21 protein-coding genes and 1 pseudogene are annotated in these 23,389 nt (G+C 62.8%); 15 read left to right on the top strand and 7 right to left on the bottom strand.

Features of this window, described 5'->3' with window-relative positions; all coding sequences use genetic code 11:
• Window positions 1-132: pseudogene (locus tag H7E91_RS06325) on the top strand (IS481 family transposase); the annotation flags it as partial.
• Here H7E91_RS06325 and H7E91_RS06330 read toward each other — a convergent pair.
• On the bottom strand, window positions 129-932 hold the full coding sequence (locus H7E91_RS06330) for an N-acyl homoserine lactonase family protein (protein ID WP_182354260.1): 804 nt from the start codon (window positions 930-932) through the stop codon (window positions 129-131). The pseudogene H7E91_RS06325 and the gene H7E91_RS06330 overlap by 4 nt on opposite strands.
• 100 nt (window positions 933-1,032) lie before the next feature.
• Between H7E91_RS06330 and H7E91_RS06335 the strand changes: the two genes are divergently transcribed.
• From H7E91_RS06335 to H7E91_RS06350, 4 genes are all read left to right on the top strand, one after another.
• Window positions 1,033-2,799 (top strand): helix-turn-helix domain-containing protein, encoded by a 1,767-nt coding sequence (locus H7E91_RS06335; protein WP_182354261.1) that lies wholly within the window; start codon window positions 1,033-1,035, stop codon window positions 2,797-2,799.
• Between the two features lie 108 nt (window positions 2,800-2,907).
• Window positions 2,908-3,933 (top strand): GmrSD restriction endonuclease domain-containing protein, encoded by a 1,026-nt coding sequence (locus tag H7E91_RS06340; RefSeq protein ID WP_422111033.1) that lies wholly within the window; start codon window positions 2,908-2,910, stop codon window positions 3,931-3,933.
• Window positions 3,934-4,147: 214 nt separating this feature from the next.
• Window positions 4,148-5,197 carry a zinc-binding dehydrogenase gene (locus tag H7E91_RS06345; RefSeq protein ID WP_182354262.1) on the top strand — a complete coding sequence of 350 codons (1,050 nt, stop codon included), beginning with the start codon at window positions 4,148-4,150 and terminating at the stop codon, window positions 5,195-5,197.
• Window positions 5,198-5,282: 85 nt separating this feature from the next.
• A complete protein-coding gene (locus H7E91_RS06350; protein ID WP_182354263.1) occupies window positions 5,283-6,566 on the top strand; it encodes a DUF2254 domain-containing protein in 1,284 nt (427 codons plus the stop codon).
• A gap of 116 nt (window positions 6,567-6,682) precedes the next feature.
• Here H7E91_RS06350 and dhaL read toward each other — a convergent pair whose 3' ends face one another.
• From dhaL to H7E91_RS06375, 5 genes are all read right to left on the bottom strand, one after another.
• Window positions 6,683-7,315 (bottom strand): dihydroxyacetone kinase subunit DhaL, encoded by a 633-nt coding sequence (dhaL, locus tag H7E91_RS06355; protein ID WP_182354264.1) that lies wholly within the window; start codon window positions 7,313-7,315, stop codon window positions 6,683-6,685.
• A gap of 3 nt (window positions 7,316-7,318) precedes the next feature.
• A complete protein-coding gene (locus H7E91_RS06360; RefSeq protein ID WP_182354265.1) occupies window positions 7,319-8,317 on the bottom strand; it encodes a dihydroxyacetone kinase subunit DhaK in 999 nt (332 codons plus the stop codon).
• 319 nt (window positions 8,318-8,636) lie between these two features.
• Window positions 8,637-9,401 carry a YggS family pyridoxal phosphate-dependent enzyme gene (locus H7E91_RS06365; RefSeq protein WP_182354266.1) on the bottom strand — a complete coding sequence of 255 codons (765 nt, stop codon included), beginning with the start codon at window positions 9,399-9,401 and terminating at the stop codon, window positions 8,637-8,639.
• Window positions 9,402-9,518: 117 nt separating this feature from the next.
• Window positions 9,519-10,253: a PIG-L deacetylase family protein gene (locus H7E91_RS06370; protein WP_182354267.1), complete on the bottom strand. Its 735-nt coding sequence runs from the start codon at window positions 10,251-10,253 to the stop codon at window positions 9,519-9,521.
• 279 nt (window positions 10,254-10,532) lie between these two features.
• Window positions 10,533-11,471 (bottom strand): glycosyltransferase family 9 protein, encoded by a 939-nt coding sequence (locus tag H7E91_RS06375; RefSeq protein ID WP_206680371.1) that lies wholly within the window; start codon window positions 11,469-11,471, stop codon window positions 10,533-10,535.
• Here H7E91_RS06375 and H7E91_RS11535 point away from each other — a divergent pair.
• The 5 genes from H7E91_RS11535 to H7E91_RS06400 are packed head-to-tail and all read left to right on the top strand — an operon-like array spanning window position 11,373 to window position 16,319.
• Window positions 11,373-12,011, top strand: a complete 639-nt coding sequence (locus H7E91_RS11535; RefSeq protein WP_338401758.1) for a D-glycero-alpha-D-manno-heptose-1,7-bisphosphate 7-phosphatase — start codon at window positions 11,373-11,375, stop codon at window positions 12,009-12,011. The genes H7E91_RS06375 and H7E91_RS11535 overlap by 99 nt on opposite strands.
• Window positions 12,008-13,159: a glycosyltransferase family 9 protein gene (locus tag H7E91_RS06385; RefSeq protein WP_182354270.1), complete on the top strand. Its 1,152-nt coding sequence runs from the start codon at window positions 12,008-12,010 to the stop codon at window positions 13,157-13,159. Before H7E91_RS11535 ends, H7E91_RS06385 begins: the two co-directional genes overlap by 4 nt.
• On the top strand, window positions 13,156-14,175 hold the full coding sequence (locus tag H7E91_RS06390; RefSeq protein WP_182354271.1) for a glycosyltransferase: 1,020 nt from the start codon (window positions 13,156-13,158) through the stop codon (window positions 14,173-14,175). Before H7E91_RS06385 ends, H7E91_RS06390 begins: the two co-directional genes overlap by 4 nt.
• Window positions 14,172-15,590 carry a glycosyltransferase gene (locus tag H7E91_RS06395; protein ID WP_182354272.1) on the top strand — a complete coding sequence of 473 codons (1,419 nt, stop codon included), beginning with the start codon at window positions 14,172-14,174 and terminating at the stop codon, window positions 15,588-15,590. The genes H7E91_RS06390 and H7E91_RS06395 overlap by 4 nt, the downstream gene beginning before the upstream one ends.
• A 39-nt stretch (window positions 15,591-15,629) precedes the next feature.
• Window positions 15,630-16,319, top strand: a complete 690-nt coding sequence (locus tag H7E91_RS06400) for an SDR family oxidoreductase (RefSeq protein ID WP_182354273.1) — start codon at window positions 15,630-15,632, stop codon at window positions 16,317-16,319.
• Between the two features lie 36 nt (window positions 16,320-16,355).
• Here the strand turns inward: H7E91_RS06400 and H7E91_RS06405 are convergent, their stop codons facing one another.
• Entirely contained in the window at window positions 16,356-17,438 is a 1,083-nt protein-coding gene (locus H7E91_RS06405; protein WP_182354274.1) for a glycosyltransferase family 9 protein, read from the bottom strand.
• A 37-nt stretch (window positions 17,439-17,475) separates the two neighbouring features.
• On the opposite strand from H7E91_RS06405, the gene H7E91_RS06410 reads away from it, so the two are divergent.
• The 5 genes from H7E91_RS06410 (at window position 17,476) to H7E91_RS06430 (ending at window position 23,341) form a co-directional block, all read left to right on the top strand.
• Window positions 17,476-18,846, top strand: coding sequence for an aldehyde dehydrogenase family protein (locus H7E91_RS06410; RefSeq protein ID WP_182354275.1), 1,371 nt, complete (start codon window positions 17,476-17,478; stop codon window positions 18,844-18,846).
• Window positions 18,843-20,381, top strand: a complete 1,539-nt coding sequence (rfaE2, locus tag H7E91_RS06415) for a D-glycero-beta-D-manno-heptose 1-phosphate adenylyltransferase (RefSeq protein ID WP_182354276.1) — start codon at window positions 18,843-18,845, stop codon at window positions 20,379-20,381. The genes H7E91_RS06410 and rfaE2 overlap by 4 nt, the downstream gene beginning before the upstream one ends.
• Window positions 20,382-20,484: 103 nt before the next feature.
• Window positions 20,485-22,194: an NAD-dependent epimerase/dehydratase family protein gene (locus H7E91_RS06420; RefSeq protein ID WP_182354277.1), complete on the top strand. Its 1,710-nt coding sequence runs from the start codon at window positions 20,485-20,487 to the stop codon at window positions 22,192-22,194.
• A 2-nt stretch (window positions 22,195-22,196) separates the two neighbouring features.
• Entirely contained in the window at window positions 22,197-22,412 is a 216-nt protein-coding gene (locus H7E91_RS06425) for a hypothetical protein (RefSeq protein WP_182354406.1), read from the top strand.
• A gap of 365 nt (window positions 22,413-22,777) precedes the next feature.
• A complete protein-coding gene (locus tag H7E91_RS06430; protein WP_182354278.1) occupies window positions 22,778-23,341 on the top strand; it encodes a hypothetical protein in 564 nt (187 codons plus the stop codon).
• The last annotated feature ends 48 nt before the right edge of the window (window positions 23,342-23,389 follow it).

Here is a 23,389-nt window from a genome sequence, read left to right on the forward strand (position 1 = left end):
TACACCTCAGAGACCGAGCGGCGGGACGCGCTTCCCGGATGGCTGCACTTCTATAATCACCACAGGCACCACTCCGCAATCAGGGCCACGCCCATCAGCAGACTGAACAACCTGCCTGGACATCACATCTAGCTGTAGTGGCCGTTCGGCGCGATCTTCATCGATTTCCGCTGTTCGGCGTCATGGCCGAAGATGACCTCGGCGCCCGTCTCCTCTGCGATGCGGCGGAGCTTCTCGACGGATTCAAGCCAGCCCACGGAATCCCAGACGATGCCGGCACCGATCGGAGGCGGGCCCCAGGACGCGCCCATGTAGACGGCGTCCGAGGTGAAGATTTTGGTTCCGTCATTCGGCAGGTCGACGCGCAGGCTCATCGTGCCCCAGGTGTGGCCCGGGGTGAAGATGACGGAGACCCCAGGAACGATCTCTTCGTCGCCGTGGACGGCCTCCATGTTGAGCCCATCAAAATCGGAGACAAGGTGGGCGCCCTTGAACGGACCATCGATTGTCTTAACACCCTCGATCTCATCCGCCTGGACAAGAATTCGGGTCTTGCCGTTGTCAAACATCTTGGCGTTCGCCGCGTGATCGAAGTGGAGGTGTGACAGGACAAGAATGTCGATGTCGTCCGGAGTGAGCTCGAGGTCAGCCAGCGCAGAGTCAAGGAAGCCCGGGCCAGACGGCTCCTCTTGCACTGGGAAGAAGTCATGAAACCCTGTCGGAGCCCAGCGCGACTCCCAGTCACGCGGCACACCGGTGTCCCACAGAATCTTGCCCTCCTCGGTTTCGATGAGAATGGCATGGGTCGGGCACTCTCCCCAGGCTGCAGGTTCGTGCTTGTGATGGCGGTCCTTGATCGTATTGCCAGCCTGGAGCAGGAGCCACGTGTGGTCGCACTCCATGATTCCTGTCGATAAGAAATGTAGCTTCATGGTGATCCTCTCGGGTCCAAGGTCGCAGATAGCGAACCATAGCCCCGACAATAACCGTGAACTGGCACACACTCCATGGGGGAAACTACACTCTTTCGGTATGGACAGTAGAGACTTCTCCACTCGGATCGCGTGGCTTGAACATCGCAATCGAGTGCTCGAAGCAGTGACCGAGATCGCCTCACTCATGGCGGCTAATCATGACATCGACATGGTCCTTGACCGGATCACGTCACTCACGCGGGAGCTGACTCGGTCCGATCTCGCCTACATTTCGTTCAACGACGCCAAAGAGACGTTTATCCAGTACTCCACGGGGGTACGGACGGACGAGTACCGCCACATTCGCATGCCACTCGGCAGCGGAGTGCTCGGAAAGGCCGCAGTCGGTCACGGAACTGTGCAGACGGCCGATTACCTCGTCGACCAGGACATCATCCACCTCGACGATATCGATGAGACGGTCCGGAAGGAGGGAGTCCGCTCGATCCTCGGCGTCCCGATCATGGTTCATGGCGCCCTCCATGGCGCGCTCCTCATCGCCAACCGCCATCCCGGTGTCTTCTCCCCGACAATTGTCGACACGGTAACAACGATCGCCCACCACACTGCTGTCGCCCTCGACCAGTCCCGCAGATTCCGGGAGGTCAGGGCGGCGCTGGCGGGCCTCAGGGTGAGCTTTGATGACAGTGCTGAGCGCCTGCAAGCCCTTCAGACTGTCGTCGATCTCGACGCTCTCCTCAGCGAAAGTCTCGCCCAAAGAAAGGGGCTCGATCATTTTGCGCACACAGCCGCGAAAGCGCTGGGGACGGATCTCGCGATTCTCGATTCCGACGGATCACTCGTCGCACGAGGCCGGGTGCACTCAAGCCCCGACCTGCCGTCGTTTGCCGCGGAGATCAGTCGACTGGCCTACACGTCCGGCCGCCCCGTCATCCGCAATGGCTTGACCGCTGCCGCCGCCACATCGAACTCCGAGCACGTGGGCTCCGTTGTTGTCTTCGAAGCGGTGCCAGATCAGCTCCTACCCCGAGTGACACGGACAGCTGTCTTCCTCAGCATCCTCACTCTCTTCGAACGCACTCAACGAGGCGAAGAGCGACAGCGTGATCAGGCCCTCATCGATGATCTCCTTCAAAACAGGCGCCTGACCTCTTCGGGAACCCGCAGGCTTGAGTCTCTCCTGCTGAACGGCCCGGCCTCAGTGGCGGTCGTTCGAACAGGGAATGCGGCGAGCACCCATCTCGACAGAACACTGCGAGAAGCCTTCGCTTTGAGTACGAAGGAAAACGGAATCAGCGGTCACCAGCTCCTGGCTGTCGAACATCACGACCATGTCTGCCTTCTCCTTCCGAGAGGATCGGCAGAGCGGGTCCTGCAGAGTCTCGTCAAGCACGCGCACACAAGGAAACGGCAGATACAGTGTGCCATCGGCGGCGATGTCGCCGCCGATGCGGATTTCGCCCCCGCACATGGCTTGGCGCTCACCGCCATGGCCGCCCTCCAGGCACTTGGGCTTTCCCACCGCATCTACAGAGCTGACAACCTCGGCTCACTCGGAGTCATTCTCGCCGCCCAACGGGACGACCCTCACGCATACTCTCCGCTGACCGAGATCGAGGATCTCATCGCCTACGATGCTCGGCACGGCACGGAGCTCACGCGCACGGCGTGGGTCTACACGGAGAAACGCGAGAACATCAAAGCGACCGCGCAGAATCTCGTTGTCCATGAGAACACTGTCCGCCAGAGACTGCTTCGAATCGCGGAACTCATCGGCCCCGACTGGCAGGAGACTCCGCGCTCTCTCGACATCCAGCTCGGCCTGCGGATGTGGTCGCTGAAGACTCGCACGCCCCTCACCTGACGAAAACCACCCGCGCCGATTGTGTGCGGACCGGCCATGTTCCGTCCGCTCTTCCCAGTAAGTTGAAGGTGGTGAAAAGTCGCGCTCTTTTGGAACTGGGGACATGACGTGAAGAAGTTGATGTGGATCCTGGGAGCTCTTCTCGTCATTGGCGCCGGGCCCCTGTTCTTTGATGACGAAGCTGAGACGCCGGACGCGATTGAGGAGACGACGGCGGCAGTCGTCGAAACGGAACCGACCGAGGATCCGGAACCACCAACCGTCGAAGCCACGGAAGAACCCTCCCCCGCCGAGACCGAATCAGCTCGCGTTTCCCAGGATCCCGGACCGAACACGGCTACTGGGGACACCGAGGGCGAGTTGGCGGCCGAAGTCGTCCTCACTCTTGAGGTCAAGGGCCGCGCACCGAATACGGGTTACGATCGTGACCAGTTCGGGCAGCGTTGGGCCGATACTGATCGGAACGGGTGCGATACTCGCAACGACATTCTTGATCGAGACCTCACGAACAAGACGTACAAGCCCGGCACGCGAGATTGCGTCGTTCTCACCGGAACCCTCGTTAGTCCCTACACGGGCGAGACAATAAGTTTCCAACGCGGCCAGGACACTTCCTCGGAGATTCCAATCGATCATGTCGTGGCCCTGTCTGACGCCTGGCAAAAGGGCGCCCAGCACATGTCTGCTGGCGACCGAGAGCTGTTCGCCAACGATCCTCTCAACCTCCTCGCAGTCGACGGCCGCAGCAACTCCCAGAAGGGCGCTGGCGATGCCGCGACATGGCTACCGAGCAACAAGCCGTTCCGATGCGACTACGTCGCACGCCAGGTCGGGGTGAAAGCGAAGTACGGGCTCTGGGTCACGTCAGCTGAGAAGGATGCCATTCTCCGCATCCTCGCAGACTGTCCCGACCAGACGATCCCAGAGTCGGACGCCCACGTTCCGGTTCAGGCCGTGCCAGCATCACCGGAGCAAGGTGAACCGCAACCCGCGCCCGCACCCGCCGCTCCTGAAGATGTGTACTACGCAAATTGTACGGAGGCGCGAGCCGCCGGAGTGGCGCCGCTCTATGAAGGCGAGCCGGGCTATCGCATTGCGATGGACGGCGACCGCGACGGGATCGCCTGCGAATAGACAGGTCTGAGACAGATGATGAGCGTCGCGTCCCAGCTTTCGCGCCTTTGAAGCGATCGCTACTCTGCCCAGTCCGCTCCAGACTCGACAAGGAGGAGCGGACTGGAATCGAGCGGGCGGCCGACGTCATTCAGACAACGAGCTAGGAGAAGGTGATGTGGAGTGTCCGACGGCCATTCGCTTTTCGGTGTGGTCCGGCAGGTAGGCTCGGGACATGCTTGCATACGAACACCAGAGCGATGGAATCATGCGAGTCGTCGAACGCGACGATCCCCGGCCACAGGAGGGCGAGCTCCTCATCGATGTTGCCGCCGCTGGAATCTGTGGGACAGACCTGAAGATCGCACGCGGCGAGCATCGTTTCTATCCCCCTGGTACGATGCGAATCCCTGGCCATGAAACAGTTGGCGTCGTTGCAGAAAACCGAAGCGGCAATGAACGCTTCGCTCCGGGCACGCCTGTCGCCGTTGCTCCCAATATTGCCTGCGGGACGTGTCGGCCGTGTCGCCGCGGATTGGGCAACCTCTGTGAGAACTACGAGTCCGTCGGCCTGACGTTTGATGGCGGGTTCGCGACCCAGCTCCTCATCCCCGCCCCCGCCGTGACGAACGGCAATGTTATGGTTGTGCCAGAGGGTCTTGATCTGGCGATCGCTTCCCTGACAGAACCGATCGCCGCAGTCGTGCGCGGTCTGCGTCCCCTCACCATCACGCCAGATGACACGCTTCTCATCTGCGGGGCGGGTCCCATCGGCCTCATCGCTCTCCTTGTCGCCAAGCATCGCGGAGTCGGGAAAGTCATCGTCAGCCAGACATCACCTCATCGCAGGTCCATTGCCGAACAGCTGGGTGCTGATCACACGATCAATCCGCGCGAGCGCGCCCTGCCTGAGCAGGTCAAGGACCTCACGGGTGGCGCCGGTGCGGACGCGATCATAGTGGCGACACCTGTCGGGCAGGTGTTCACTGATACTCTACATTCGGCCGCGAAGGGCGCCCGGATCAACTTCTTTGCTGGCTTGCCCTCCGGGAAGGGTGAGATCCCGCTCGACGCGAATCTCATACATTACGGCGAGCTCGTCGTCACCGGCTCAACGGCGAACACGAATGCGGACAACGCGGAGGCACTCGACCTGCTCGCTGCCCAGCCAGAACTTTTCGCTCCACTTATCACCGCCACGTTTCCCCTCGAGGAGGCCGATCAGGCTTTTGAGGCCGCCAGGGGCGGCGAGCACCTCAAGGTGCTCATCGAACCTCGCCGCTGACGCGTCGCCACTGTGCAACGCTGACGCCCGAGGCAGTGGCGTTGTTTCTCGACATCCCGCTCGCATCGGGTGACAGAATCAGTTCATGAGTGACGTGAACGAGGAAACGCGCCGAATCCGGGGATCCATTCCCGATATTCCGAGAAGGACCCGCTGGGGTTTGCTGTGGTCGCGCTTCTGGGCGATCCCTGCGGCAAGCGTTCTCGCCGCGATCGTTGCCGGCTCTTTGCTACCCCGGTGGGAGCGGGCGCTCGGGGAACCATTTCCGTTCGTCTTCGAGGGCGGACCCGATGCGGCTCGGGAAGTCCTGGGCACGATCGCTTCCTCGACGATCTCGGTAACAGGCTTGACGTTCTCGATCACGCTCGTCGTGCTCCAGCTTGTCAGCAGCCAGTTCAGTCCCCGCATGCTCTCCGGATTTCTCGCCAGCAGGGTTGTCCAGGCAACTCTCGGCATCTTCCTCGGCACGTTCATTTACTCGCTGACGGTCCTTCGATCCGTCTTGAGTGAGGACGAGGACATCGTTGCCTTCGTGCCGCGTGCTTCCGTTACGCTCTCATTCCTGCTCGTCCTCGGATGTGTCGGTCTCTTCCTCGCTTTCATCCACCTCATTACGTCATCGATGCAGGTGTCGCGGGCGATATCAGAGATCGGTGAGGAAACCATGCGACTTGCCAAGCGTCTCTATCCGGTTTCGGTGGAGGACGCGGGGCCGATTCAGGGACCGGGATGGTCGCCACGCCCGGGCGACCCGAGAACGCATGTCACAGTAGAGGGCCATGGCTCACTCGTGTGGATCAACTACCGCAAGCTCATGGCATGGGCGGATCGCCACGATGCAGTCATGACGATCGACCGGACCGTCGGAGACTATCTCGTTGCCGGTCAGCCTCTCCTCAGCATCTGGTGGGAGGACGAGCCGAGTGAGTCCGACCTGCGGCAGATTCACGCCGCCTTCGAGTTGCGCACTGAGAGAGAACGGCATCAGGACATCGCTTTCGGGCTGCGACAGCTCGTCGACATTGCTGATCGGGCGCTCTCCCCCGGCGTCAACGATCCTGCAACTGCGGTTCAAGCTGTCCAAGAACTCCACCGGATCTTCCGATACCTCGTCACCGTCGTTGAACCGAGCCCGTACATGGCAAACAGCGACGGCGAGGTTCGCGTCGTCCACCAGCCACAGTCAGTCGCTGACATGCTCGACGAGGTTGTCTACGAGGTGCACTTCTACGGCCAGAACTCAGCCATGATCCCCGGGCTCCTCAGAAACATGGTCGATGACCTCGAGACCGCCGCTACCGGCCACATCGTCTCCTCCATCCAGAAGACGAGGCGCATCCTGGAAGATGAGAAGGCGGAATCGGAATAACAAGCAATTGGGCGAGGTGGAATCACATACCTCGCCCAGGGGGTAGGGGCAGGTCATTTGACCTGCCCCTACTGATCTGCCGCGACACTCATCCCTTCGTGATGCGCGCGGCAGGATTATGCGGTCTCGATCCCGTCCGCAATCGCGTTGAGGAGGATCGTGACCGAGATCGAGCCAGGATCGCGGTGGCCGAGGCTCCGCTCTCCCAGTGACTTCGCTTTGCCAACCTTGGCGACCATGTCCTTCGTCGCCTCAGAGCCGCGTTCTGCGGCGTCGGCTGCTGCGCGGGCAGCTACCGGCAGGCCCTGCCCGACCGCCGCGCGTGCGGCCTCGGCGGCTGGGATCAAGGCGTCAAGCATGGTCTTCTGACCCGGTTCTGCTTTGCCGCGGGCACGGACCTTCTCGGCCGAGACCTCGAGTGCTTCAGCAAAGCCAGCATCGTCCAACACCTGGCTCGAGAGGCCCTTAGCGGGTGCGCGGAACATCGTCCCGAACACCGCACCGGAGGCTCCGCCGCTTGTGTTGAGAACTGCCATGCCCACCGTTTTGAAGGCGTCACCGACGGTCGGCAGGTCAGCGTCTTTGAGAGCGGCGAGTGCGGCACCGAACCCGCGGGCCATACCGGTGCCGTGGTCACCATCGCCCGTGGCGCGGTCGGCGGCGCCAAGCTCTTCACGAGCGTCGACGATCGCCTGGCATGCGTCCGACAGGATCTGGCGGAGCTGTTCAGCGTTGACTTCGTCTGCCATGCTTCAGCCCTGTGTGAACGGAACGGACTCGCAGGGTGCGTCGATGAGTTCGATGATCTCGTCGGTCAGCTTGAGGAGTGTGAGCGAGAAACCAGCCATGTCCTGCGAGGTGAAGTGGGCGCCGATATCGGTGCGCTCAACCTTAAGTCCGCGGTCCTTCAACAGTTCGGCGACCTTGCGGTAGACGATGAGGAGCTCCATCTGTGTTGTCGCACCGAGGTTGTTGATGTAGACGGCGACCCTGTCACCTGATTCGAACGGCAGGTCATCGGCGACCATGTCGACCATCTTCTTCGCCACCGCATCGGCGGTCATCATCTTCGACCGTTCGACACCGACCTCGCCGTGCATGCCGAGGCCGATCTCCATCTCGTCGTCGCCAAGCTCGAAGGTGCGTTTGCCGGTGTCGGGCAGGATGCCGGCGCGGACGGCAACGCCGATCGTGCGCGTGTTGTATTGGACGCGTTCGGTGACCTCTGCGGCCTCCTCGAGGGAGAGCCCCTTCGCGCAGGCGGCTCCGGCAGCCTTAACGACATAGAAGGCACCGCCTATGCCGCGACGTCCGTCGTAGTCATCAGTCGCGACATCGTCGCGGACGAGGACCGTCTTCGACTCGACGTCGCTGTCGTCCTCCGCCATCTCAGCGCCCATGTCGAAGTTCATGACATCGCCGGCATAGTTGCCGTACACGATGAGGACGCCGGCTCCGGCGTCTGCCGCTTCGATGGCCTCTTGGACGTGCTGTGGTGCGGGGGCAGCGAAGATGTCACCCGAAACTGAGGCGTTCGCGAGGCCTGGGCCAACGAACGCTCCATACATCGGCTCGTGGCCCGAGCCGCCGCCGACCAGGAGGCCGACTTTGCCTTGTTCGATCTTCGTCGAGCGAACCACTCGAGAACCTGGTTCGCGGGTGAGTAGTCCGTTGGAGATGGCGACCAACCCATCGAGAGTCTCATCGACGAGATTCTCGGGATCATTCATGATCTTTTTTGCTTGTGACATGACTACCTCGTTGTTGTCAGGGTGTGCGATGGCTCGCGCAATCACGACACGCTTTCGACGTGTCCCCTCTCACAGTACTATCGGCCAGCCCGACGTGCGAGCATGACAGTTTCACATCTTCTCGCCGCGTGGGGCAGCGAGCACGGAATGTCTCGAGGACGGTGCCGTTCGCCACCTCGGGTGTTCGGGTGCGTTTGACGCGGAATGGCGGTGACGACAATGCAGGTGTTCTGCGCACGACTGTTCACTGCAAGGGGGTGCCGCGTAACGTCCTGTCGCACTCCCCTCGCTTGGTCATGTCCCGTGGAAGGGTACGCCCTCACGAGTGGCCGCTGGCCTGCGGGGTGGGCCAGTAATCGCTGTCGGGGGTGGGGCGAGCTCCGAAGATCGATTGCCCCACACGAACCACGTCAGCGCCCTCTTCAATGGCGATCTCGAAGTCACCCGACATTCCCATCGAGAGCTCTCCGAGTCCGATGAGGTCGGGGTCTCGGTCTCGCGCATCATCTCGCAGCCGCCGCAGAAGCTGGAAGCAGCGGCGCACTGCCTCCTCATCGGTCGTGAAGATCGCGAGGGTCATAAGACCGCGAACATTGAGGGCATCGAAGGGCCGCAAAGCAGTGAGGAGGCCTGGTAGCTCGTCCGGTTCAATGCCGTACTTCGACTCCTCACCTGAGGTGTTGACCTGGACGTAGACCTCGAGACTGCGACCAGCGGACTGAAGTCGCCTGTCGAGAGCCTCAGCGACGCGGAGGGAGTCAAGGGCATGGAACTCGCGTGCGAAAGCGGCAACGTCTTTCGCCTTGTTCCTTTGAAGGTGGCCAATAATTGACCACTCAACCCCCGTGTCGATCAGGGCGGCGTGCTTGCGTTTCGCCTCCTGGACCTTGTTCTCGCCCAATCGTGTACATCCGGCAGCAATGGCGCCCCGAATCCGGTCCTCCGAGACGGTCTTCGATACGGGCAGGAGGCGGATCTCCTTCGGGTCTCGACCGGCTCGAGCAGCGGCGGCCGCGATCCTTCGCTTGACCTCGTCAACGTTCTTCTTCAACTCTTCAACCGTATGTGCCGTCGTGAACTCCACATCAGCTCCCTGTCCGCGCGCCCGAGCGCACTCATCGATAAGTTTTCCCGTCACCCGCGCCGCTGCTTCGTCGCTCAGTGATGAACGCAGTGTCGACAGCCAGCGGTGCGGACTGGCTCAGTCGCCCAATCCCCCGAGGTCGTAGACCTTGAAAACAACGGCATGGTCGGTGCCGGAAGTGCGGCCACCTTCGGCAAGGATCTCGGAAATGAAAACAGACGGCTCGGGATGGTCGCCGATGTGCTCGAGGTACGCCTTGTGGCATTCAAGGGACTGGACGGCACGATCAACGTCGACCTGGCTCACCGGGACTGCGTAGTTCGGTTCCGGATGTCCAGCGACGAGGATCGCCTTCGTCTTCCACGCTCGCAGACCATCCCTGCCGAGCTCACGGAAAACCCACGGGTTACTCGCATCGCGCACACCGTCGATGACGGCGATGCCGGCGGCGCGATGGTCGGCTTGGTTGAGGCCCCCGTACGCCTCGAAGTCAAAGTTGGCGGTGAGGACAGCATCAGGTCGAAGCTCTCGTACGAGCTTCGCGATGTCACGCCGGAGCTCGAGATCGGCGACGAGCATGCCGTCGGGATGCCCGAGGATATGAAGCTCGCTGACGTCGACGGCGGCGCAGGCCGCCTCCTGTTCAGCTCGGCGCAGTGGCGCCACGATTTCCGGCGGCTCAGCCATGCCAGCTTCACCAGCGGTCAGCAGGACGTAGATGACCTCGATGCCTCGGGCCGTCCATGCAGACACGGCGGCCGATGCGCCGTATTCCATGTCATCGGGGTGGGCGACGATACACAGCACTCTCTCCCACCCACCATCGGGCAGAACTGTCAGGTGTTCGTTCATCAGCTATCTCCTCTCGACTTCAAGCATAGGCGGCTCCGCTCATCGCCTCCCAGGGCTCGGAAGCTCCTGGGAGGCTTTCGAACGATGCTGCTGAGAGAAAGTGGCGAGAAGTGTGACATATACATCAGCCGCTGTCGAGTCCGACATCAACCTCGGGAGTCCCTCCGGTTGCAAACCTGCAGGTCGGGGGCGAATATGAGCCACGACACACCTGTTGGGCACGGTTCAGCGCGGCGTCACCGACTCCGCTGACCACGAGTAAGAGAGGCGGCGATGAGACTACATGAGGCTGTGCAACGCACGAGTGACGTCGCACGTGTCGACCGCGAGAAGCGCGGGGTCAGGATCGTCGGCAAACAGGTCACCTCGACGCAGGTGTGCGACGGTCAAAACCCGGTGGGGTCCAGGCGGCGGCCCCCACCGCTCGGGAGTCGAAGGGCCGAAGAGAACGACAGACGGTGTCCCATAGGCGGAGGCGAGGTGTGCGACGCCGGTATCCGCCGAGACGACAACGCCAGCATCGGCAATGATCGCGGCAAGGTCGAGCAGGTCCGTCTGACCCGCGACGACATCAACCCTGCCCCTGAAAGCTTCTTCTACGAGGTTTCTCACGGTGAGAGCACGCGGCCGTTCAGCTTGGCTACCAGTGAGCACCACTCGCCTGCCGGCCGTGGCAAGGTATTCCGCAACGCGGGCGAAACGGTCGACGGGCCACAGACGGCTACCGTGAGCCGCACCAACGTGAACAACGGCGACTCCGGGTTCCGCCCCAAAGCGCGTGACGTCGCGATCGGGGCGCGGCAGCCGGAGATCCATAGCGTCAGCCTCCATGCCGAACGACCTCAGCAGGTGAACCCACCGCTCACGCTCGTGCACGTCATCGACCCACTCCGGGCCGTCCCACCCGTCGGCCGCGAAACCGATCTTCACTGTGGAATCAAGCTCATCAAGCAGGGCATGACTCTGGGGCCCCTTTCCGTGGAGGTTGACGGCGATGTCAATGTCCTCACCGATCGCGAGGGACGCGTGGAGGCCGTCAGTTGGGAGGATTTCAATCGTCGGCTCAATGAGGTCAACAACCGGCTTCAACCCGATAGGGCTGGCGAGGATGAACCTGTGGTGGGGCCTGCTACGCCGCAACCCGCGAAGAGCCGGAACCGCGACGAGGAGATCGCCGAGCTTGAGAGCCCGGAGGGTGAGAATGATCGGGGCGCTCATGGGTTCCTCCCGCAGGCCGTCCTATTCGATCGTGACGATACCCTCATTGTCGACGTGCCGTACAACGGTGATCCCGATCGGGTTGTTCCTGTTCCTGGCGCACGGGCAGCCGTAGATCGCGTGCGTGCCCTGGGAATTCCGGTCGGCGTCATCACCAACCAGTCCGGCATCGCGCTCGGCCGCATCACGTCAGAACAGGTCGCTGCCGTCAACGCCCGGGTTGACGATATCCTTGGACCCTTCACTCTTTGGCGGATGTGCCCCCACTCCGAAACCCATGGTTGCCCCTGCAGGAAGCCCATGCCGGGCATGCTCCTGTCCGCTGCAGAATCCCTCGACATCGACCCGTGCCGCATTGTCTTCATCGGCGACATCGGGGCGGACATGGAGGCAGCACAGGCCGCTGGCGCCCGGGGCATCCTCGTTCCAACCAGGGTCACCCGCCAGGAGGAGATCGATGCTGCCGAAACCGTGTGCCAGTCGATTGGAGAGGCTGTCGATGTCGCACTGGGAGCTATTCGTGTGGGCGGTGCACGATGACAAAAGTGCTCGCGGCCCGGCTCGACAGCCTCGGTGACATCCTCGTCACCGGTCCCGCCATCCGCGCCGTCGCTACTGACGCCGACGTCACGCTTCTCTGCGGCCCGCAGGGCAAGCCCGCTGCAGATCTCTTACCCGGGGTCTCACACATTCATGTATGGAAAAGTCCGTGGACAATCGTGCCCTCACCCGCCGTTACACAGGACGGGATCAACTCTCTGCTCTCCTTCGTTGAATCCGCCAACTTCGACGAGGCGATCATCTTCACGTCGTTCCACCAGTCGCCACTGCCGCTTGCTCTCGTGCTCCGGCTTGCCGGGGTCCACCGGATCACCGCCGCCTCCGTCGACTTCGCTGGCTCGCTACTCGATGTACGTCTCAAACCTGGCGAAGACTTCCCGGAGGACCAACCCGAGGTCGTCCGCGCTCTCACGATCGCGAAGGCGGCCGGGTATTCGCTTCCGGAGAGCGACGACGGACGAATGAAAATCGTTGATCCGACGGGTGCGTTCTTCGGCACTCCCGGCCACGACGCGACCCAGAAGGGGACGGGAAAGGAGTTTGGTCCGGATCACCCGTACATCGTGCTCCATCCTGGCGCCGCGGTACCCGCCCGCATGTGGCCGCCCGGCCACAGCGCCGCCGCGGTTGATCTCCTCTCATCGGAGGGTTTCACCGTCGTCGTGACCGGAGGTCGCGGCGAGAAGCAATTGACCGCCACCGTCGCTGGTACGACCGGCATCGACCTCGGAGGTGCGCTTGACCTACGAGAAACCGCGGACGTACTCGCCAATGCCTCCGTCGTCATCTCCGGAAACACGGGGCCCGCCCACCTGGCCGCCGCAGTCGGCACGCCTGTCGTCAGCCTGTACTCTCCTGTCATTCCGCCGATCAGGTGGGCACCCTACGGAGTCCCCATCGAACTGCTTGGCGATCAGACGGCCGCGTGCCGGGGCAGCCGTGCCCGCGAGTGCCCGGTGCCGGGCCATCCCTGCCTCGCCTCTGTCAGCCCTCGGGAAGTCCTGGAAGCCGCGATGCGGCTCATTGAAACAGGTGGTGTGCCACCGTCCGCAGAGGCCACTTCACCAAACCCGTCGCTCACCTCGCATCCGGGCATCGAACCGCTGACTCGAAAGGGCATCGTATGAGAATCCTTCTCTGGCACGTCCACGGCTCGTGGACCGACGCATTCGTCCATGGCTCGCACGAGTATCTTCTTCCGGCGCTACCGGAGGGAGGCCCCTGGGGCCTCGGCCGAGCGGGCCGCGAGTGGCCCGACTCGGTTCGCGACGTTCATCCGGACCGATTACGAAACGAAGGGGTTGATGTTGTCGTCCTCCAGCGTCCCGAAGAACTCGAGGAGGCAACCCGGTATCTCGGCCGTCGGCTCGGCCATGATGTACCTGCCGTGTTTGTCGAGCACAACACGCCTAAGGGAGATGTGCCGAACACCGTTCATCCTCTGGCTGGACAAGCCGACATCCCCATCGTCCATGTCACCCACTTCAACGAACTCATGTGGGACAACGGCGATGCTCCAACGACTGTCGTCGAACACGGCATCCGAGACCCCGGCTACCTCTACACGGGGGAACTCGAACGCCTCGCGTTTGTAACGAACGAACCGGTCCGACGATGGCGAGTGACCGGCACAGACCTTCTCCCAGGTTTCACGGTTGCTGCGCCTGTCGACGTGTTCGGAATGTTGGGGGACGGCGTTGCCGATGCTCTCGGACTGAGTAGCGCTCGCATCACGTCAGTCGGCGACCTCGGCAGGGACGCCCTCCATCGCGAAATGGCGAGGCGGCGGGCCTACATTCACCCCGTGCGGTGGACCTCGCTCGGTCTTTCCCTCCTTGAGGCCATGCATCTCGGGATGCCAATCGTCGCGCTCGCGGCAACCGAAGCTGTACGAGCAGTGCCGCCCGAGGCGGGAATTATCTCGACGAGCCTCATGGAACTCTACGACGCCGCACACAGGCTCATCGCAGATCCTGTCGAGGCGCGACGCATGGGTGAGGCGGCTCGAGCGGCCGCGCTCGACCGATACGGCCTTGACCGCTTCCTGACTGACTGGGACCGGGTGCTCACAGGAGTCCTCACATCACCGCAACTCGATATGCCGGCTACGCCGGCGGCAGCTATGAAAGGCGGACGATCATGAAAATCTCAATGGTATCGGAGCATGCAAGCCCTCTGGCGACGCTTGGCGGTGTTGACGCCGGGGGACAGAATGTCCACGTTGCCGCCCTCGCTCAGTCCCTCGGGGAACGAGGCCACGACGTCACAGTGTTCACCCGGCGCGACAGCACCGAGCTTCCGGAAACAGTCGACTTCGCCGATCGGGTGAAGGTTGTCCACGTCGAGGCGGGACCACCCAAGGTCATCTCGAAGGATGACATGCTGCCCTTCATGCCCGCGCTGGGGCGTGGCATGGCGTCCTACTGGGGCCAGCATCCCGACACGATTCCAGACGTCGTTCATACCCATTTCTGGATGTCAGGTCTCGCAGGCCGAGAGGCTCTCAAAGCGGCCGGTCTTGACAGCGTCCCGCTCGTCCACACCTTCCATGCACTCGGCACGGTGAAGCGCCGCCATCAGGGCGTGCTCGACACGAGCCCACCCGACCGCGTTCACCTCGAGCCGCAGGTCGGATTCGACTCAACCCACATCATCGCCACCTGCAACGATGAAGTGAGAGAGCTGGAAGCGATGGGGATCGATACGGCCAAGACCTCCGTCGTTCCGTGCGGAGTTGACCTGCGACTGTTCCGCCCCGACGTTGCACCTGAGGAGACGTACGGTACTCGGCGCATCGTCTCCGTCGGTCGGCTCGTCGCCCGTAAGGGTATGGACATCGGCATCAGCGCACTGGCGCATCTTGCCCGCCGCGGTTACGACGACGTTGAGCTCCATATCATTGGCGGCGGTTCGTCGGGCGATCTCAGTAGCGACACGGAGGCCATGAGGCTCATGGACGTGGCGAGTGAGCTGGGTGTCTCCGACCGTGTTGTCTTACGAGGCCACGTTCCGCGTGCCGACATGCCCTCCGTCTTCCGTAGCGCCTCTCTCGTCGCGTGCACTCCCTGGTACGAGCCGTTTGGGATCGTTCCCCTCGAGGCAATGGCATGCGGGGTGCCGGTTGTCGCAGCGAAGGTCGGCGGCCTTGCCGACACGGTCGTTGACGGGCTGACCGGCCTTCACGTACCCCCGCATTCACCGGAAGCGGTCGCGACCGCGGCCGCGCTTCTGCTCGACAACCCAGACCTTGCCGAGGAACTCGGCAAGCACGGCATCGAGCGTGCCCGTGAGCGCTACGCGTGGCCGCAGGTCGCTCGCGACACGGAGCAAGTCTTCCTCAAGCTGTGTGCCGACAATGGCGCCGCGGCCACGTGGTCCGACCCGATCGATGATTTCGTCGAGTTCGATCGGATTGAACGCGCACGCAGGAGGGACCGTGCGCTACGAGACGACGAGTTGAGGTTGAGCCTCGCTGCACGAGTGGACGAAGCCCGCGCCCGCCAGGTGTGGATGCGGGGCGCCGGTGAGGACCTCCGCGTCCGTCGCACTCAGCTCTGACTAGCATCCACCGCGTCCGCCCGTCGAAGGGAAACACTGATGAAACTTGACTCACGAACCATCCTCATCACCGGTGGCGGCTCGGGCCTCGGCCTCGCATGTGCCGACGCCGTCGCCGCTGCTGGGGGAACCCCGATTGTTCTCGACCGCAACACGGTCGCTGCCCTCGACTACACGTGCTACGAGGTCGATGTTCGGAATGCCGACGAGGTTGACCGTGTCATCTCCGAGGTCGCCGCCCATCGCGGCATTGACGGAATCATCACCGCCGCTGGCATCGACCGGCCGGGGGACCTCGACGAGGTCTCCCCAGCCCAGTGGGATGAGGTACTTAGCGTCAATCTTCTTGGGACTGTCTATGCGGTGCGTGCGGCCCTGCCACACCTCAAGCGGTCCGGTGGTCGCGTCATAACGGTCTCATCGACGCTCGCCCTCAAAGGAGCTGGCGGCGCCACCGCCTACTGCGCGTCGAAGTTCGGTGTTCGCGGGTTCAGTCAGGCCCTTGCCGCCGAGACCGCAGGAAGTGTTGGGGTCACAAACGTTATCCCGGGAGGGATGAAGACCCGCTTCTTCGATGGTCGCACTGAACGCTTCATGCCAAAAGACGATTCGCGGCTCAATGACCCGGCCAGGGTTGCCGACGCCATCATCTTTGCCCTCACTCAACCTCCGGGGGTCGAAGTCCGGGAAATCCTCATTGCCCACGAGGACGAAGACTCCTGGCCTTAAAGTGTCCCCTCGATCATTGCGGCTCATCGCCGCTACTTAGACCGCCACATTCATAACATCCGCGTACACAGTAGCGGGGTCAATATGTGCGAGATAGGAGGGATCATGCTCGCATCGATCTGCCGTCCACCCCACCTGAGTCACATCAACGCCGCACACCGGGCAACGTGTCACCCACGACATGTGGATGCGGTGCTGACCGCGACCAAGGGGTCCTGCCGTTATGACGTTGCCGACCCAGAACAGCCCAACGGTCGGCGTGCCCACCGCCATGGCCAGGTGGCGAGGCCCGCTGTCCGTGCCTGCCATGACATTGCTGATCGAGAGGACACCCAGCAGTTCCGGCAGCGACAATGTGCCGGCCAGCGACGTGGCGGAGCCGGGGCTCGTGTTGTCTGCGGCGGCGACGATCTCATCCGCAGCCTCACGATCGGATTCGTCGCCGACGACAAGAACCTGCCAACCGTCGGACACAGCTCGAGCCGCTACTTCTCCGAAGCTGTCGTAGCGACGACGGGGGTCGGTCGCGCCGGGGTGGATTGTCAGGAGCCTGGCCCGGCCTGGATCCCGAAACTTTTCTGCGGCCGCACGCTCGGGCTCGGTCACGGTGAGACGAGCCTCGAGTGTGACGGCTGGGGCGCCAGCAAGCCCAACTACTTCGAGACTCCTCATCATCTCGCTCTGGTAATAGACGTAGGGCAGGGTGCGCTCCAGCGGCACCGCATCGTCGGTGCGGGTCCCGACCGTATGACGGGCTCCCAGCCTGAGGAGGAATGGGTTGGAGAACCGTCCCCCGCCATGCAGCTGGACCGCAAGGTCGACACGCCTCTGCCTCATGCGCTCAAAGAAGAGCTCAAGCTCGCTCCGATCCTCGGGGCCTGGACGGATACCCTCGGCGAACGGCGGGATGATGACCTCATCAACCGGCCCTGGTCGCCCCTCAAGAAGGGCGCTACCCGCCGGGCTACCGATAAGGGTGAGCGAAGCATCCGGGTAGGCGGCCGCGAGTGCCTCGATCGCCGGCATAGCGAACATGAGATCGCCGATTCCCGCCGCGCGAAGAACGACGATGTGCTCAACGCCGGAGAATTTTTCACCGGCCTGACCGACAAACACCATGAACTACTCCATTCCGTACACCCCCGAAGGAGCACGAATGTCAACAACTTTCGGTGACCAGAGTCTTACAATAGTCTGTCCATCAAACGGGGAGGACGTGGGCACGGTGCGGAGTGCCGGACCTGCGGAGGTTGCCGCCGCCGTCGCTGCGGCTCGTCATGCGCAAGAGTCATGGGCGCAGACGTCAGCGCAGGAGCGGGGCCGATATCTCCATGCCATGGCGGATGCACTCGAGCGCGAGAAAGAGCGCCTTGCTGACCTCAATCACCGCGAGACGGGAAAGACTCTCGAGGATTCCCGCGGTGGCGTTGACGCCGGCATTTCGACGCTGCGGCAATACGCAGAACTCGGCCCCCTCCATCGGGGCCACAGCCTGCGCGGCGAGCTCTACGCCGCCGACTACACCATGACCCGGCCTCGGGGTGTCGCTGTCGCCCTCACCCCGTGGAACGATCCGGTCGCGGTAGCGATGGGGCTCATCGGGGCGGCACTCGTCACCGGTAACACCGTCATTCATAAGCCGAGCGAACGAAACCCTCATCTCGGTATTTACCTGGGCGAGGTGCTATCAGCGGTCCTTCCAGCAGACGTCCACATCACCCTCACCGGCGGCCCGCAGGTCGGCGTCGAGTTGACGAGAAGCGCCATCGATGTCATCGCGCACGTCGGGTCAACAGCGACGGGCAAGGCGATTACGTTAGAGGCGGCTCGAACCGGTGCGCACGTCATTCGGGAGAATGGTGGGAACGACCCGCTTATCGTCGACCGGGACGTCGACCCACAGTGGGCAGCGGGCCAGGCAGCGCTGGGGTGCTTCGCGAATGCAGGCCAGATTTGCACATCGGTGGAGCGGATCTACGTTCATCACGACGTCGCCGAGCCCTTCATTGACGCACTCGTCACAGAGGCGACGCGACTCAACAGCTCCCCGGGGCAACCGCTCGTTGATGTGTCACATCGGGACCACGTTCACGGGCATGTTGCTGCCGCGATCAGCGCGGGCGCGAGGGCGCTCACGGGCGCAGAGATCCCTACCGGCCCCGGCGCCCACTATCCTGCAACGGTCCTCGTCCAGTGCGAGGAGGATATGGCCGTCATGGCGGAGGAGACATTCGGCCCGGTCGCCGCGATCACGGTGGTCGATTCTTTTGAGGAGGGTCTCGCTCTCGGTGCTGCTGGCCGCTACGGGCTGGCGGCAACGGTTCTCACGACCCGCATCGAACACGCCCTGCAGTCAGCGGCCCGACTCCACGTTGGGACCCTGAAAATTAACGGAGTTTTCGGCGGAGCACCCGGAGGATCTGCCCAGCCGCACGCAGAGAGCGGACAGGGCTTCGGGTACGGCCCGGAGCTGTTGGACGAGATGACGCGCACGAGCGTCGTTCATATTGAGGCAGGGCGATCATGACTGCATCAGAAAAGCAGACCGCACGCTCCCTTTCAGGACGGCAGAGTCTTTCGCCCGACCTGCCACTCATCATCGCCGATCAGGCTCCCACCATCACCGTCATCGGAGACGCCATCCTCGATGTCTGGGTGTACGGCAGTAGCAGGCGGCTCGCGCGGGAGGCTCCCGCCCCCGTCATCGACCAATCCCGCCGCACCCTCATGCCGGGAGGGGCCGCGAACACCGCGATGAACCTTGCCTCGCTCGGTGCCCGTGTCCGGATCGTCAGCGTGGTAGGGAAGGACCGGGAGGGCGAAACCCTCACTCGTCTGCTCGAAGCGGAGGGCGTCGATACACGCCTTCTTCTCGTCCGCGCCGACGTTCAAACGACAAGCAAGACTCGGATCGTCGCGGGGGATCAAATTATCTGCCGGCTCGACAGGGCCGCACGCGACCACGGCGAAGAGGCTGTCACGGCGTTCGTCGAGCAGGCTCTTGCGAGCCTCGAGGGTAGCGATGCTGTCGTTATCTGCGATTACGATTCGCCGTTGAGTAGCGCTCTTCCGGACAGTCTTGCCGCGGTCGATCGGCCGCTCACGATCGTCGACTCTCACGAACCGGAACGATGGGCGCGGATCCGTCCCGACATCTCGACCCCCAACGCGGTCGAGACAGAGAAAACGCTCGGGCGACGTCTCGGCGACGGGCCTGACCGCGTGGCGACGGTCGCAGCGAGCGCAGCTGAGCTGACGCGAGCCCTGGGCACTGCCACCCCCATCGTCACTCTCGATCGGGATGGCGCAGTCCTGCTCGACGAGTCCGGAATCGTCCATAGGTCCTGGGCACGGCCAGCGACCGAACGACAGGCGTCCGGCGCGGGCGACACGTTCGTCGCCGGGCTGACGGTCGCCCGTGCCGCTGGGCTACCGTTGACGACCGCGCTCGACTTCGCTCAGGCCGCGGCCGATGTCGTTGTGCACCGGCCCGGCACGGCCCTGTGCCGCGTGGAGGACCTTGTCGCTCATCTCGGAGCGTTCGATGCTCCGCTGTCGCAGGATGAGTTGCTCGCAAAGGTCGGTGCTGACAGGCGGGCAGGCCGGCGGATCGTCATGACGAACGGTTGTTTCGATGTACTTCATCGGGGCCACACCTATTCGCTCAACAAGGCGAAGCAACTGGGCGATGTTCTCGTCGTCGCTCTTAACGATGATGATTCGGTGCGGCGCCTCAAGGGGCCAGAACGGCCGATCAACACGCTCGTTGATCGAGCGGGCGTCGTGGCTGCGCTATCGTGCGTCGACTACGTCACCTACTTCTCCACCGATACCCCGATCCCTCTCATCGAGCGACTGCAGCCCGATATCTACGTCAAGGGCGGAGACTACACGCCGGAGATGCTGAAAGAAACTGACGTCGTTAAACGTTATGGCGGGCAGGTGAAGATCCTCGACTACGTGCCGGACTATTCAACGACGTTGGTCGTCGAGCGCATGAAATCACGCTCGGCGGACTCCGCTATGTCCCCCTCCCCCGCCCCAGCCGGGGAGGAATCGTGATCGTTAACGTTCGTCATCGTGCAGAGGAGGCCCAGAGGTATGTGCAGGTATTCCCAGACGCGCTGGTTAACGTAACGATTCCTCGAACGTCAAAAGGAGAAAGATGAGAGTCGCAGTCGTAGGAGCAACCGGGAACGCTGGCACAGCGGTGCTCAGGGCGCTGAAGAAGAAGGGTGAGGTCGACTCGATCCTCGGCATTGCCCGCCGCATGCCGGACATGGATGCGGAGCCGTACACGGGGTGCGAGTGGGCGTCTATCGACATCGGAGCGTCCGTAGATGAGGGGGAGGCGCTCGATAAGTTGCGGGAGGCTTTTGGCGGCGTTGACACGGTTATCCATCTCGCCTGGCTCATCCAACCCAACGAGGAGCGAGACCTCTTACGCCGAGTCAACGTCCACGGCACCGCTCACGTCGCACAGGCCGCCGCCGAGGCTGGCGTTACCCACCTCATCGTCGCATCATCTGTCGGCGCATACTCTCCGGATCCGGAACAGGCAATGCGCGATGAGAGCTGGCCGACCGACGGTATCGAGACCTCTCACTACAGCGTCGACAAGGCCGCTCAGGAGCGGGTCCTCGACGACTTCTCGGCAGCGTATCCGCACGTCATCGTCACCCGCGTCCGTCCCGCCCTTATCTTTCAAGCGGCCGCAGCATCGGAGATTCAACGCTACTTTCTCAGCACCCGACTTCCCGTTCAGGCGCTCGACAAGTTCACCCCGCCGGTGCTTCCCCTGCCGAAGGGCCTGACCGGCGTTCAGGCAGTCCATGCCGACGACGTTGGCGAAGCGTATGCGCTTGCAGCGGTCAATCGTGCTCCGGGGGCGTTCAACATCTGTGCCGACGATATCCTCACCCCGCAGAATCTCGCCGACATCGTTGGTCGCGGACGATACGTCCACCTGCCCGCTGGCCTCGTCAGGGCGGCTCTGGCAGGTGGCCACAAGACGCACGTCGTGGAGATGGACGAGGGATGGATCGACATGGCTCTCTCGGTGCCAATGATGGACAACAGTCGCGCAAAGAGCGAGCTTGGCTGGCAACCCACCCATTCAGCAGCCGATGCATTGCGCGAGCTCGTCGACGCGATGATAAGGGGCGAAGGCAGTGCCTCTGTTCCGCTGCGCCCTCGTGACCGCGACCATGCGACCGTGCCGGGATTGCGGTCCCCCATCGGCGCAGGCGCCTCCGAGGAGGGTCCCAGCGGCGATGAGGAGACGCGGGCTGATCCTCTGCAGGGCGAGTTCGGCCGGGACGCGGACAAGATCTCCGACCGGGTGACAAAGGACCTCGTTGAGCTATACCTGTCGGATCACCTCACCGGCGCGACCGCAGGCACCGAGCGGATCGAGCGAATGGAGAAAGACTTCGTCGACACCCCGGTCTATACGCAGATCTCGCAGGTGGCCGACAAAATCCGTCGCGAGCGCGCGCTTCTTGAGCAGATCATCCATGATCTCGGCTTCAAGCAGAAGGTCCACCGGCAGGCCGCCGCCTGGGTCGGTGAACACGTTGGCCGGTTGAAGATGAACAACCGCGTGCTGACTCGCTCCCCGATGACGCTCGTCCTCGAGACGGAGCTTATGCGCAGTGCCGTCATCGGCAAGCTCGGCAGCTGGCAGGCCTTACACGACAACGCCCACGACCTCGGGCTTGACCCCCACATGTTCGCCAGCCTGCAGGAGGATGCGTGGGAGCAGCTCAGAGCGCTGGACGAGGTTCACGAGTATGCTCGACATAGGGCGTTCAGGGATGACGTGCCGACGTTCTCCGATGAACGCTCTCGAGGAGATGAGCGACATGAGGAGTGAGGATGATGGGCACTGATCCAGCCGATTTCGTTATCAAATCCACCAACAAATACGAGCCCGAATCAGGTTCGGCAGATGCATCGGACGTCGCCGACGACGAGGCAAAGGCCATCGCCCTCGAAGAGGAACGAGCCAGGCTCCACCAGCTCGCCGACGATATCGTCGACCTCTGGGGGGAGGACTCGTTCCCTGCGAGCGACCCACCCGGATCTTTCTAACCACCGCGGTGGGATGACGTTGGGGTCAGCCAGACGGCTGGCCCCAACGCATGTTTTACCAGTGAGCACGTCTCTCTCCGACGAAGACAGAATCGGACACTGAGGTCACGGATAGTGACGGCGAAGCGCGCTTGTGACGAGCCGCCCGCTTACTGTCTCCGGACGGCTCGCTTTCTGACGAACAGATCCGGATAAGTGGCCGCGTGAGCGCACCACCGACGCCCCTGCGCGAATCCCCCACTCGGCCATGTTTGTCGGGCGTGTTTCCCTAGGCGGTGAGCTCTCGTGGAGCGCTTCCCTGACTTTTCTCGGGCGAGACTGATAATCTGTGTCACCATAACCCGTGCCGGAAGGATGAGGACAGCATGAAGAAGACGAAAGTTGTCGCAGCTGGACTTGCGGCCACAGCCATGCTCCTCGGAGCGTGCTCAGAAAACAACGTGAGGGATTATCGGGACACCCACACATCACGGGCACCCACATCGGACGAAATGACAGAAAAGCCGACTGACGGTACGGACGAGCCCTCGGACGGCGACACGACTGACGCCGCACGAGACTCCGGGCAGACGGCAAAGCCTGAAGAGCTCAGCACCGACATCGGACTTGACATGTCGAATCAGCCGGCGGTCGTCACCTGGGAAACCCCGGGCGAGACGTTCCACGTTTACACGCAGGGCTCGAGCACCGAAGGTTGCTATGCGGTGCCGACGGAGGCGTGGACGGACGGGGAACGGATTGAGATCGATTTCGATCCGGTGGACACGGGCAGGGCCTGCACGATGGACTTGGTCTCTCACGGGTGGTCATTCACGTGGGATGACCCGCTCGATGTGACTGGCGAGATGGTGGTCACGTTGCGAGGACTCAAGCTCACGGGCCGCGACGACATCGTCCTCCCGTCAGAACCGACGGAGCCGCTCGCATAAGCACACGGTTCCACCGGTTCCAGCCCACACGCTCCCCTTCGATCATAG

This window comes from Flaviflexus huanghaiensis (assembly GCF_014118685.1).
Classification (GTDB): Bacteria; Actinomycetota; Actinomycetes; order Actinomycetales; family Actinomycetaceae; genus Flaviflexus; species Flaviflexus huanghaiensis.